This window comes from Pseudomonas sp. WS 5146, from assembly GCF_012985495.1.
Lineage (GTDB): Bacteria > Pseudomonadota > Gammaproteobacteria > Pseudomonadales > Pseudomonadaceae > Aquipseudomonas > Aquipseudomonas edaphica.
The window spans coordinates 221,529-233,926 of record NZ_JAAQWL010000003.1 but is presented as its reverse complement, the minus strand read 5'-3'; the positions used below and the strand labels follow the sequence as shown (position 1 = coordinate 233,926).

The window sequence follows — 12,398 nt, the reverse complement described above, 5'->3', positions numbered from 1 at the left end:
GTAGATTTCGGGGACCATGGGCGCCTTTCTGCAACCGCCAACAAGAGGCGCCCATGGCCAACCACGACCTGTCCTTCACCCCCGACCCGGATGCCGACTCCATCTCCAGCGACGTCATCGGCTTCAATGGCATCCTGGTTTCCACCCAAATCCCGACGCACGCCGACGGCAGCCTGGAACTGGGCGATATCACCCTGCAAAGCGAATGCACCCTGCAAGCGCTGAAGGTCGCGCTGGAGAAAGCCGGCAGCTCCATGGACCGGGTGATGCACCTGACCATCTATCTCACCGACATGGCTGACCGCGCGGCATTCAACGAAGTCTACAAACGCTTTTTCGCCAAGCCCTGGCCTGTTCGCGCCGCCGTTGGCGTGGCGGCTTTGGCGGTAGAAGGCATGCGTGTGGAAGTCACCGCGATGGCCGCCAAAGCCTGAGTTCCAAGCCTCAGCACACATCCACTGTGGGAGCTGGCTTGCCTGCGATGGCATCACCTCGGTATGCCTGATGTACCGGGTTGCCTGCATCGCAGGCAAGCCAGTTCCTACATGACAGCCCTGCGGTAGATGCCGGTCAGGCATTTCACAGCTACAATGCGCGCCTCAACCGTGACAAGCCTGACTAAAAAAACTATGTCCTTGCCCAAGCACCACCTGGAATTGCTCAGCCCTGCCCGTGATGTCGCCATCGCGCGCGAGGCTATCTTGCATGGCGCCGACGCCATCTACATCGGCGGCCCAAGCTTCGGCGCACGCCATAATGCGTGTAATGAGGTGAGCGATATCGCTCAATTGGTCGAATTCGCCCGCCGTTACCACGCCCGCGTGTTCACCACCATCAACACCATCCTGCATGACAACGAGCTGGAGCCTGCGCGCAAGCTGATCCATCAGCTCTACGACGCCGGGGTCGATGCCTTGATCGTGCAAGACCTGGGCGTGATGGAGCTGGATATTCCGCCCATCGAGCTGCATGCCAGCACCCAGACCGATATCCGCACCCTGGCCCGCGCCAAGTTTCTCGACCAGGCCGGTTTCTCGCAGTTGGTATTGGCCCGTGAGCTGAACCTGCAAGAGATCCGCGCCATCGCCGACGAGACCGATGCCGCCATCGAGTTCTTCATTCACGGTGCGTTGTGCGTGGCGTTCTCCGGGCAGTGCAATATCTCCCACGCACAAAATGGCCGCAGCGCCAACCGTGGCGACTGCTCCCAGGCCTGCCGCCTGCCGTACACCTTGAAAGATGACCAGGGCCGCGTCGTGGCCTTTGAAAAGCACCTGCTGTCGATGAAAGACAATAACCAGAGCGCCAACATCCGCGCCCTGGTCGAAGCCGGCGTGCGTTCGTTCAAGATCGAAGGTCGCTACAAGGACATGGGCTATGTGAAGAACATCACCGCCTATTACCGCCAGCGCCTTGATGATGTGCTCGAAGACCGCACGGACCTGGCCCGTGCCTCCAGCGGCCGTACCGCGCACTTCTTCCTGCCCGACCCGGAAAAAACCTTCCACCGTGGCAGCACCGACTATTTCGTCAGCGACCGCAAGATCGACATCGGCGCCTTCGACACCCCAACCTTTACCGGCCTGCCGGTGGGTGTGGTGGAAAAAGCCGGCAAGCGCGACTTGCAGGTGGTCACCCATGAGCCGCTGTCCAATGGCGACGGTCTCAATGTGCTGATCAAGCGTGAAGTGGTGGGCTTCCGTGCCAACATCGCCGAAGCCAAGGGCGAGTTCGAGGAAGACGGCCAGAAGCGCTATCGCTACCGCGTCGAGCCAAATGAAATGCCGGCCGGATTGCATCAACTGCGCCCGAACCATCCGCTGAACCGCAACCTCGACCATAACTGGCAACAAGCGCTGCTCAAAACCTCCGCCGAGCGCCGCATCGGCCTGGCCTGGGTGGCACGTCTGCGTGAAGACCAGCTTGAAGTCACCGCCACCAGCGAAGAAGGCATCAGCGCCAGCGTCACCCTGCCCGGTCCGTTTGGCGTGGCCAACAAGCCGGAACAGGCGCTCGACACCCTGCGCGATCTGCTCGGCCAACTCGGCACCACCGAATACCACGCCACGCACATCGAGCTGGATGCGCCGCAGGCGTTCTTCATCCCCAACTCGCAACTCAAGGCCTTGCGCCGTGAAGTGATCGAGGCATTGACTGCCGCACGCGTTGCCGCGCACCCGCGTGGTGGGCGTAAAGCTGAAACCTCACCGCCGCCGGTCTACCCGGAAGCGCACTTGTCGTTCCTGGCCAACGTCTACAACCAGAAGGCCCGTGATTTTTATCACCGTCACGGCGTCAAGCTGATCGACGCGGCCTTCGAAGCCCACGAAGAAACCGGCGAGGTGCCGGTGATGATCACCAAGCACTGCCTGCGTTTCTCGTTCAACCTGTGCCCTAAACAGGCCAAGGGTGTGACCGGCGTGAAAACCAAGGTGGCGCCGATGCAGTTGATTCACGGCGACGAAGTGCTGACCCTCAAGTTCGACTGCAAGCCATGCGAGATGCACGTGGTGGGCAAGATCAAGGGGCATATCCTTGGGTTGCCGCAGCCGGGCAGTAAGGTGGAGCATTTCAACCCGGAAAACATCATCTTTCAGGGCACGCACTAGCCCTTGGGGCGCGGGGCCACCACCAGCCCCGCTGCAACCCCGCTGCCGCCAGCAGGATTGCGGCCACGCCCAGCCATTGCAGCCAGCCCAGGCGATGGCCGAACGCTATCCAGTCAACAAAAATCGCCGCAATCGGATAGATAAACGACAGTGCCCCGGTGATGGCGGTGGGCAGTTTCTGGATCGCGCCGTACAACAACACGTACATCAAACCGGTGTGTACCACCCCAAGCGTCACCAGTGCAGCCCACGCATTGGTTGACACCGGCAGGCTGTTCCAGGGCACCAGCGGCGCGAGTAACAGTGCGCCGGTTGTCACCTGGATCAACGCCATCAAATGCGGCGGCACTTCCTTCAGGCGCTTGATGATCAGCGCGGCAATCGCATACAAAAATGCCGCGCCCAAGGCCAGCGCAATACCTGCCAGGTAAGCCTCGCCACCGCTTTGCTGCTCACCATGGGCGGTGACAATCGCCAACATGCCGAGGAACGCGACGCTCAACCACGCCATTTTCTGCACGGTGATTTTCTCACCGAGAAATACCGCGGCCAGCATCACCAACATAAACGGCTGCACGTTGTAGACCGCCGTGCTGATGGCAATTGAGGCGTGGGAATAGGATTCGAACAACAGCAGCCAGTTGCCGACGATGGCCACGCCACTGAGCATCGCCAGGCCGAACTTGGCCCAGGTGAGCAATTCCAGGCGCAGATAACCCAACAATGCGCAGACCAGCAACAAGGCCAGTGCGCCGATCACGCAGCGCCAGAACACCACCTCGATCACCGATACGCCAGAGACCAATACAAACCAGCCGATGGTGCCCGAAATCAGCATGGCGGCGACCATTTCCCACGACCCGCGACGGATAGATGTGTCCACGATGAAAGCTCCTCAAGTGAGGCGCAATTATGGCAATCTGCTGGTCAGCGGCTCCACCGACTAAAAAAGGCAAAACCCTTTATTCACCTTTTGTTATTAGGCAGGCAGCATGATTGACACCATCGACCAGCAACTGATCAGCGCCTTGATGGACGACTCGCGCCTGTCGCTCAAGGCCTTGGCGGGCATTACCGGGCTGTCATCGCCCAGTGTCGGCGAGCGCTTGCGGCGCCTTGAAGAGCGCGGCGTGCTCACCCACTACACGGTAGATATTGACCCCAAACACTTCGGCTACCTGCTGCAAGCCATCGTGCGTATCCGCCCCCTGCCCGGCAAGTTGCAGGAGGTGGAGCGCCAGATCCAGGCGATACCCGAGTTCACCGAGTGCGACAAGGTCACCGGCGACGACTGCTTTATCGCGCGCCTGCATGTGCGCACCATGGACCAACTCGACAGCCTGCTCGACCGCCTTAACGTGTATGCCGAAACCAACACAGCCATCGTCAAGAAAACCCCGGTAAAACGCCGTTTGCCGCCCTTGGCGGATTAGTGATTCTGCGTCACCAACGCAGTGACGCAATCACTATTCTGTCATCACTGGCCGATCTTTATGCTGGGCTCCACTGATTGGAACCCACAGGTATAAAGCTTATGTACGTGATTACTGGCATTACAGGCAAAGTCGGCGGCGCCCTGGCGCGCAACCTCATCAAGGCCGGACAACCGGTGCGCGCGGTGATGCGCGATGCGGGCAAGGCAGCCTACTGGGCCGACCAAGGTTGCGACGTGGTGTTTGCGCAGATGGACGACGCACAGGCATTAACCGAAGCGTTCATCGGCGCAACCGGCGTGTTTATCCTGCCGCCTCCCGGGTTTGATCCGCAGCCGGGTTTTCCCGAAGCCCGTGCGGTGATTGCCGCAGTCAGCCAGGCGTTGCAGGCAGCTGCGCCGAACAAGGTGCTGTGCCTCTCGACCATCGGTGCCCAGGCTACTGAGGTCAACTTGCTGACCCAGCGTACCCTGATGGAACAGGCCCTGAGCGCGCTGGACCTCCCGGTCACCTTCCTGCGCCCCGCGTGGTTTATGGAAAATGCGGCGTACGACCTGATTACTGCGCGGGAAACCGGCGTGATCCACAGCTTTCTGCAACCTCTGGACAAGTCGGTGCCGATGATCGCCACGGCGGATATCGGCACCCTCGCCGCGCAGTTGCTGCAACAGGCGTGGGCCGGCCATCGGGTGGTTGAACTGGAAGGCCAATGGGTCAGCCCCAACGACATCGCCCAAGGCTTGTCACAGGTGCTCGGCCGCGACGTGCACGCTGAAGGGGTGGCGCGTGACACCTGGGAAGCCTTGTTGCGCGCCCAGGGCGCTCAGAACCCACTGCCACGTATGCGCATGGTCGATGGATTCAATGAAGGCTGGATCTGTTTTGAGCATGAGCAGGTGCTTAAGGGGGAAACATCGTTGCTGACGGTGCTGCGTGAGTTAGCCGATACAATCGTCTGAAACAGCGACGCTTATTGCCTTTGAATATAAAAAACTGTCAATTTTCACAGGTGCTCAGCTGAGTACGACTTGTTAGCGTTGTGCATCACTGGAGAGAATCCAATGCTCATAACTACGCTAAGGATGCGAGCTTTGAAGCACAAGTGCTCAAATCTGGCGGGCCTATGCTGGTGTATTACTCAACGATAGCCACAATGATCTATAACGCTGCAGAGGACGATCAACATGTCAAATCCTATCAACGGTTTTTACGACAGCGGTGTCAATGATGAATACACCTTGGAAATCGACTACTTTCGCGAGAAGGACGGCTATTTCAGTGGCTATTTTAGTGATCGGACCTTGGGGGAAAAGCAAAACGTGAATGGGCACTATCATTTTTATAGCGACGGCAGGCAGGAGACTGTACTTGAATTTTCAAGTAACGCCGGTTCCTGGAGGTTGGAGGCGGACTTCGTTAATGGCGAACCCTCTTTTACTGAGTGGAGTGCAATGTTGAGCGATGTGCAAAAAAGAAATTTTTATCGACGTTAATATCGGGGGCAACAAAGGAGTGCGTAACTACGAGACTCTTGAATCAAACGTTCAAAAATTTTGCAGCATCCAAGAGCCCCCTGAATTTACAGTGCCGAGCCTCTAACAGTTTCTGTTGCAGAGGGTTCGGCAAATACCTCGCCTTGACCGGCATCCCCGCCGTAAGCAAATCCGCGCCCTGCCCAATCGCCATAAACCCCAGCTTCGCCGCCCCCACAGACGCGCTCAATTCACTGCCGTGCAGCGTGAAGATCTCCCGCTGGAGGATATTGGCCAGCAACTGCGCCCAATACGCACTCCGTGCCCCGCCGCCGACCAAGGCGCAGGCGGTCACGTCGGCACCGGTCGACTGCACCGCACGCAGCGCATCGAGCAAGCCGAAACCTACGCCTTCCATCACCGCATAACCGAGCATCGCCGGGGTGCAGTCATGCCCCAGGTTCATAAACCCACCGCGCAATAACGGGTCGTTGTGCGGCGTGCGTTCACCGGCCAGGTACGGCAGAAACAACGGCGTCGACAGCGGCACCGGCTGCTCGATGGGCAACTGCGCCTGCACCTGATCCAGTAATGTTTGTTCATCCGGCTGGCCGGTCAAGCGCGTCACCCAGCGCAAGCAACTGGCCCCGGCGAGCATGGCGCCCATGGTGTACCAGCGGTTGGGCAAGGCGTGGCAGAAACTGTGCACGGCACTGGCCGGGTTGCCGGCGGCGTGGTCGGTGATGGCGACGATGGCCGCGCTGGTGCCCAAGGTGATAAAGCCGTCACCGGCATTGATCGCACCGATGCCGACCGCCGCCACCGGGTTATCGCCACCACCACCGGCAATCACCACCTCGGGCGACAGGCCCAACCCGCTTACATTCAGTACACCGCTCGCCGCACCGCCCTCCACCAGCCGGGGCATGTGTGCCAACGTCAGGCCGGTGGCGTGGAGCATCGGCGCAAACCATTCGCGCTGCGCGACGTCCAGCCACAGGGTGCCGGCGGCATCCGACATATCGCTGATGCGCTCGCCTGTCAGGCGTAACCGCAGGTAATCCTTGGGCGACAGCACACACTCAATCGCCTTGAATACCTCGGGTTCATGCTGTTGCAGCCACAGCAGTTTGGGCGCCGTCAGCCCGGCCATTGGCAGGCTGCCGGTGGTTTCGGCAAACCCGCTGCCCAGTTGCGTGGCCTGGGCCACTGCGCGCGCGTCATCCCACAGGATGGCCGGGTACAGCACGCGATCATCGTTGCCCAGCAATACCGCGCCATGCATCTGCCCGGACAGGCCGATGCACGCCACACGGGCAAACGCCGCATGCTCGCGCAGCTGCGCCAGCGCTTGCAAACAGGCTTGCCACCAGTCTTCGGGGGCCTGTTCGGACCAGCCGCTGTGGCGCCGTGAAACGCCAAGGCGCACACCGACGTGGGCCAGCACGCTGCCGTCGACGTCCATCAAAATCGCCTTGAGCTCTGACGTGCCGAGGTCTATGCCGAGGGAAACAGGGTTGCGCATACGTAGATTATTCCACTTCAATACAGCCACAAGAGTCACGCCGTTGCAGGCTCGGCGCCAGGCGCACGCTTTGGGTGGGTGCGCCGGGCGTGGCCATGCGTTGCAGCAGCATATGCACCGCGCGGGCGCCCAGTTCCTTGACCGGCTGGGCGATCAGGGTCAGGCGTGGCACGAAGAAATCCGCCCAGTCAAAATCATCAAAGCCCACCAGGCCCATCTGGCCGGGCACCTCAATGCGTGCCTCACGCAGGGCGTGCATGGCGCCCAGCGTCATCAGGTTATTGCCGGCCATGATTGCCGTGGGTGGCACCGGTAACGCCAACAACTGCGCGGTTGCTTGTCGCGCAGGCGCGCTGTTGGAACCGCCGTTGACCAGTAACTGTGGGTCGAACACCAGCCCCGCTGCCTGTAACGCCGCACGATAACCGGCCACGCGTTCATCGGTAGTGCTCAGCCCTTCGCGCCCGGCAATAAAGCCGATGCGCCGGTGCCCATGTTCAATCAAGTGTGCGACCAGCGCCTGGGTGGACTGGGTGTTCTCCACCCCAACCTGATCAAACTGCTCGCTCATCATGCGGTCCACCAGCACCGTCGGCATCTCGTTGGCCTGCAGATATTCCAACGCGCTGGAGCCGGTCGACGGCGCCAATAAAATCCCGTCGACCCGCCGGTGATGCAGCGCCGTGACCACCCGCAATTCCTGCTCCGGGTCGTCGTGCGGGTCGGCAAACAGCATCATGTAGCCGTGGCGGACGCACTCGGTTTCAATCGCTTGCACGGTTTCGCTGAAGTAATGGTTGGACAGCGCCGAGATCGCCACGCCAATGGTATTGGTGCTCGAACGCGCCAGCGAGCGCGCCAGGGTGTTGGGGATATAGCCCAACGCCTGGATCGCGCGCTGCACCGCCTGCACCGTGGCCGGGCTGACCTTGCGAGTGCCGTTCAACACGTGGGACACGGTCGAGGTGGACACCCCGGCCCGGCTTGCCACGTCATCCATGGTGACCACGACGCTTTCCCCTTTAACTCAATGTTTACTCGACCAGCCGCTGTACGTCGCAACGTTGTCGCGGGTAATCAGTTTTGGCGTGAGCAGGGTAACCGCTTCGGCCGGGGCTTTGTCATTGAGAATGTCATTGCCGACGTTGACGGCAGTCTGGGCCATGGCCCAAGGGTCCTGGCTGGCGGAGGCCTGGATTTGGGTGTCGGTCTTCAGCGCGTTTTCGATATCCGGCGCACCGTCCACCGAAGTAATAATGATGCCGCTGCGCTTGAGCTGTTTGGCCGCCAGGTCGCTGCCGATGGCTTGTGGGTCATTGATCGCGAACAAGCCGTCAATTTTCGGGAAGCGCGTGAGGTAACCCTGCATCACATTCAAGCCACCTTCGCGTGAGCCTTTGCCGTCCTGGTCATCGGACAGCACCTTGATGTCCGGTGCACCGGCCAATGCCGCTTTGCAGCCTTTGACGCGGTCGGTCACGGCGGTCACTTGCGGGCCGTTCTGGATAATCACATTGCCCTTGCCCGCCAGCTTGTCCACCAGGAACTGGCAGGCCAGCTTGCCAGCTTCGACATTGTCAGTTTGTACCGTGGCGTTTACGCCTTTGGCGTCCACATCCACCGCCACTACCACAATGCCGGCATCCCTGGCTTTCTTGATCGCCGAGGCCATGGCCGATGGGTCGACGGCATTGAGCAGGATCAGGTCAACCTTGGATGAGATGAAGTTGTCGATCTGGGAAAACTGCTTGCTCAAGTCATAGTCGGCCGACACCGAGGTGACCTTCACAGCAGGGTTCAGCTCTTTGGCCCGCGCGGCGGCGCCGTCGGCCAGGGTCACGAAATACGGGTTGCCGAGCGAGCCCATGCTGATGCCCAGGGCTTTGAGTTCGCGGGCTTCGACGCCATGGGACATCAGGGCAGCCAAGGCCATAACGGGAAAGATACGTTTGAAGTTCATACCGGTCTCTCTTGTGATTGTTGTTGAGGTGTATCAGGTTCGTGCGCCGGACTGGCGATAGCGATCCAGCGCCACCGCGCCGATGATCACGATGCCCTTGATGATGTACTGCCAGATATCCGATACCCCCAGCAGCACCAGGCCGTTGGTGAGTACCGCGATAATCAGTGCGCCGATCAGCGTGCCGCCGATAGTGCCCACGCCGCCGGTAAAACTGGTGCCACCCAGGATCACCGCCGCAATCGCATCCAGCTCATAGGATTGCCCCAGTTGCAGGCCGTTGGCGGCGAACAGCCGCGAGGCGCTCATCACGGCGCCAAGCCCAGCCAGCGCGCCGGACATGGCATAGACAAACAGCAGCACTTTCCACACCTTGATGCCCGACAGCCGCGCCGCCTCCGGGTTGCCGCCCACCGAATAGATCTGCACGCCCATCACGGTGCGGCGCAATATGAACCAGGACAGCAGCACCACAGCCACGGCGATGATCACCAGCCACGGCACGCCGAGCACGGAGTCATTACCGATAAACGCAAACGGCAGGTCGGGGTTGAACACAGTCTTGTCATCGGCCAATAACCGCGCCAGGCCACGCATGGCGGTCAGCGCACCCAGGGTGACGATAAACGGCGGCAGCCGCATGAAAGCGATTAGCCCGCCGTTGACCAAGCCCAGCAACAGGCCAAAACCAATGCCCGCCGCAATCCCGAACATGCCGAACTGCGGCGACATCGATGCCTGCAAGGCCACCACTGCAGACGCCGCCAGAATCGCGCCCACCGACAGGTCAATACCCGCCGTCAGGATCACAAAGGTCATGCCCGCCGCCAACACCACATTCACCGAAGCTTGCTGGGTGATGATCGACAGGTTCTGCACCGTGAGGAAGTTTTCGCTGGCCAGGGCAAAGCCCACCAGCAGCAAGACCAGCACGGGCAGCATGCCGACGGTGCGCATCAGCTCACGCACGCGTTCGGCCTTGCCAGTTGTTGCAATCATTGAATCAGCCATGGGCAGCCACCTGATCGCCACCAGTGGCGAGGTCGATAATTCGTTCCTGGGAAATGACGTGGCCCGAAGCCCCGCCGACTTCGGCCACTAACTGGCCTTCGCGCATGATCAGCACACGGTCGCAGGTGCCGATGATTTCCGGCAGCTCGCTGGAGATCACCACAATGCCCACACCGGCCAGCGCCAGTTGATTGATGATGCGGTAGATCTCGGACTTGGAGCCGATGTCCACGCCGCGAGTCGGCTCGTCGAGGATCAGCACATGCGGCTTGACCTCCAGCAGCCGCGCCAACAGCACCTTTTGTTGATTGCCGCCGGACAGTGCGCCGACATTGACCTTGCCCGACGCCACGCGAATCGACAGTGACTTGATCGCATCATTGGCACGTTGCGCCGCGTGCCCACGGTCCAGCACGCCACCGGCATGCGCATCCGGCACACAGGCGCACACGTTGATGTTGTCGGCCACGCTCATGTCCAGGAACAGGCCTTGAGCCTTGCGGTCTTCGGTGAGGTAGACGACACCTGCGCGAATCGCATCCGCCGGGTTTCGCAGTTGGGTGACGGTCTTGCCGACCACTTCCAGGGTGCCGCAGGTGCGCGGGTCGGCGCCGAAGATCAGCCGTGCCAGTTCCGTGCGCCCTGCCCCGACCAGCCCGGCAATGCCCAGCACTTCACCGGCATGCAGGTCAAAACTGCAATTGCGCACGCGTTTGCCGTCGGCCATGTCGCGCACGCGCATCACCACGTTGCCGGGGTTGTACGCGGCGTGTTCCTTCTTGTAGAAGCCTGACAGATCGCGGCCGACCATCATCTTCACCAGCACTTCGGCCGACAGCGCATCGCGGGTCAGTTCGCCGATGTACTGGCCGTCGCGCAGCACCGACACCCGGTCCGACAGCTCGTAGATCTCGGCCATGCGGTGGCTGATATAGATGATCGCCAGACCCTGGCTGCGCAGTTGTTTGATCAAGGCAAACAGGCGGTCGGTTTCGCGCGATGACAGCGGCGTGGTCGGCTCGTCCATCACCAGAATGCGTGCGTGGGCATGCAGGGCGCGGGCGATTTCAACCAATTGGCGCTCGGCAATCGACAGGTTGCTGACGGGCGTGGCGGGTTTGAACTCGGCGCCCAGGCGTTGCAACACTTCGATGCAACCTTCCTGCATACCTTTGCGGTCGATGGTCCAGCCACGCCGCAGTTCGCGGCCCAGGTAGATGTTCTCGGCCACGCTGAGGTTTGGGCACAGGCTCAGTTCCTGGTAGATCACGGCGATGCCGAGGGTCTTGGCTGTGGCGGGGTCGAAGGTGGCGACGGGCTGGCCGTCGATGCGGATTTCGCCGCCGGGGTCGGCCTGGTAAGCGCCGGAGAGGATTTTCATCAAGGTCGACTTGCCGGCGCCATTCTCACCCATCAAGGCGTGGATTTCACCGGGGTAAACCTTCAGGCCGACATTCTTGAGCACGCGCAAACCATTAAAGGTTTTGCTGATGCCCTGCATCTCAAGCAAGGGTTCAAGGCTCATGGATGAGCTCCTGGATTTATTATTTTTGTAATCGAGTGTTGCCGACTCTATGCCAGATGCATTTCCGTACGCAAGCGCTTGCGCGTGCATTTTTTTGTTTGATTAAACGTTTCATCAAGCGCAAAACGAAGAAATTCGCCCTGCGCGCCCGAAAATGATTACCCGATCACGCCGACGCTCCACGCCCACATTTGACCGGGTCGAGCCAATAGCCTTCAGCCGCGCTCACGCGGGATCAGGCTCTGCAGTTGCGTGGCCAGGAAGTTGGCATCGAAGGCAAAGGTGTCCGGGTCTTTCAAACCATTGGTTTTCTTCCACAGCCAATCGTTTTTATCGGCCGGCAACACCAGCGACACACTGCCGTGCCGAGCAGCGGTAAGGCCCATCACCGACACCGATATCAAACCACCGGCCCCCATCACTTCCGGGACAAACTCCACGGGCTTGCCGGTGATATGCACGGTGAGTTTTTCGGTCTTGAAGGTCGAACTCTCGGCCGGCAGGCCCGGGCCGCTGGCGACGTAGGCTTCACGCTGAACCTCGAGCAAACCAACGCGCTTGACCGGTTCCAGCCACTGTTCGATCTGCCCGAACAACTCACCGAGCTTTTGTGCCCAGCGCGCTGACTGCAGGTCAAATTGCTGTTTTTTATGCGCTTCGCTGTCGGCGTAATGACGAAGCATCTCGCCCAGTTGCTGTACATCGTCCATTGCCATTTTCCTTGGGTTAACCAGGTTGCGAGCGGTGATCATGGCAGATGCGGCGGCTGACCGTTTGATTAACGCCTGCGCAACTGCACCGGTAATTTCGCCGGCAACTGCGTATGACTAATCCGTGGCCTGTGGGTAAGGTGAGGCAACATT

Annotated in this window: 12 protein-coding genes; 5 read left to right on the top strand and 7 right to left on the bottom strand. The window is 60.4% G+C overall.

Annotated elements, in window-relative coordinates; all coding sequences use genetic code 11:
• Nucleotides 1-53: 53 nt before the first annotated feature.
• Together HBO41_RS09895 and HBO41_RS09890 are read left to right on the top strand one after the other, a co-directional pair.
• Nucleotides 54-434 carry a RidA family protein gene (locus tag HBO41_RS09895; protein ID WP_017135617.1) on the top strand — a complete coding sequence of 127 codons (381 nt, stop codon included), beginning with the start codon at nucleotides 54-56 and terminating at the stop codon, nucleotides 432-434.
• Nucleotides 435-629: 195 nt separating this feature from the next.
• Nucleotides 630-2,609 (top strand): U32 family peptidase, encoded by a 1,980-nt coding sequence (locus HBO41_RS09890; protein ID WP_169985993.1) that lies wholly within the window; start codon nucleotides 630-632, stop codon nucleotides 2,607-2,609.
• Here the strand turns inward: HBO41_RS09890 and HBO41_RS09885 are convergent.
• Nucleotides 2,587-3,492: a DMT family transporter gene (locus HBO41_RS09885; protein ID WP_138449487.1), complete on the bottom strand. Its 906-nt coding sequence runs from the start codon at nucleotides 3,490-3,492 to the stop codon at nucleotides 2,587-2,589. The two genes, HBO41_RS09890 and HBO41_RS09885, sit on opposite strands and share 23 nt — an antisense overlap.
• Before the next feature lie 109 nt (nucleotides 3,493-3,601).
• Between HBO41_RS09885 and HBO41_RS09880 the strand changes: the two genes are divergently transcribed.
• The 3 genes from HBO41_RS09880 (at nucleotide 3,602) to HBO41_RS09870 (ending at nucleotide 5,535) form a co-directional block, all read left to right on the top strand.
• Nucleotides 3,602-4,042: an Lrp/AsnC family transcriptional regulator gene (locus HBO41_RS09880; protein ID WP_099549775.1), complete on the top strand. Its 441-nt coding sequence runs from the start codon at nucleotides 3,602-3,604 to the stop codon at nucleotides 4,040-4,042.
• 101 nt (nucleotides 4,043-4,143) lie between these two features.
• Nucleotides 4,144-5,001, top strand: a complete 858-nt coding sequence (locus HBO41_RS09875) for an NmrA family NAD(P)-binding protein (RefSeq protein ID WP_169985991.1) — start codon at nucleotides 4,144-4,146, stop codon at nucleotides 4,999-5,001.
• Nucleotides 5,002-5,226: 225 nt separating this feature from the next.
• On the top strand, nucleotides 5,227-5,535 hold the full coding sequence (locus tag HBO41_RS09870) for a hypothetical protein (RefSeq protein ID WP_138449488.1): 309 nt from the start codon (nucleotides 5,227-5,229) through the stop codon (nucleotides 5,533-5,535).
• A 43-nt stretch (nucleotides 5,536-5,578) separates the two neighbouring features.
• Here the strand turns inward: HBO41_RS09870 and xylB are convergent, their stop codons facing one another.
• From xylB to HBO41_RS09840, 6 genes are all read right to left on the bottom strand, one after another.
• Nucleotides 5,579-7,039 (bottom strand): xylulokinase, encoded by a 1,461-nt coding sequence (gene xylB, locus HBO41_RS09865; protein ID WP_017135611.1) that lies wholly within the window; start codon nucleotides 7,037-7,039, stop codon nucleotides 5,579-5,581.
• Nucleotides 7,040-7,046: 7 nt separating this feature from the next.
• Nucleotides 7,047-8,048 carry a LacI family DNA-binding transcriptional regulator gene (locus HBO41_RS09860; RefSeq protein WP_169985989.1) on the bottom strand — a complete coding sequence of 334 codons (1,002 nt, stop codon included), beginning with the start codon at nucleotides 8,046-8,048 and terminating at the stop codon, nucleotides 7,047-7,049.
• A gap of 18 nt (nucleotides 8,049-8,066) precedes the next feature.
• A complete protein-coding gene (locus tag HBO41_RS09855) occupies nucleotides 8,067-8,999 on the bottom strand; it encodes an ABC transporter substrate-binding protein (RefSeq protein ID WP_069787533.1) in 933 nt (310 codons plus the stop codon).
• A 33-nt stretch (nucleotides 9,000-9,032) separates the two neighbouring features.
• Complete coding sequence (locus tag HBO41_RS09850; RefSeq protein ID WP_017135608.1) at nucleotides 9,033-10,010, bottom strand: ABC transporter permease subunit; 978 nt, start codon at nucleotides 10,008-10,010, stop codon at nucleotides 9,033-9,035.
• Nucleotides 10,003-11,535 (bottom strand): sugar ABC transporter ATP-binding protein, encoded by a 1,533-nt coding sequence (locus HBO41_RS09845; protein WP_017135607.1) that lies wholly within the window; start codon nucleotides 11,533-11,535, stop codon nucleotides 10,003-10,005. Before HBO41_RS09845 ends, HBO41_RS09850 begins: the two co-directional genes overlap by 8 nt.
• Before the next feature lie 215 nt (nucleotides 11,536-11,750).
• Nucleotides 11,751-12,245 carry a hypothetical protein gene (locus HBO41_RS09840; protein ID WP_169985987.1) on the bottom strand — a complete coding sequence of 165 codons (495 nt, stop codon included), beginning with the start codon at nucleotides 12,243-12,245 and terminating at the stop codon, nucleotides 11,751-11,753.
• Nucleotides 12,246-12,398: the final 153 nt, after the last annotated feature.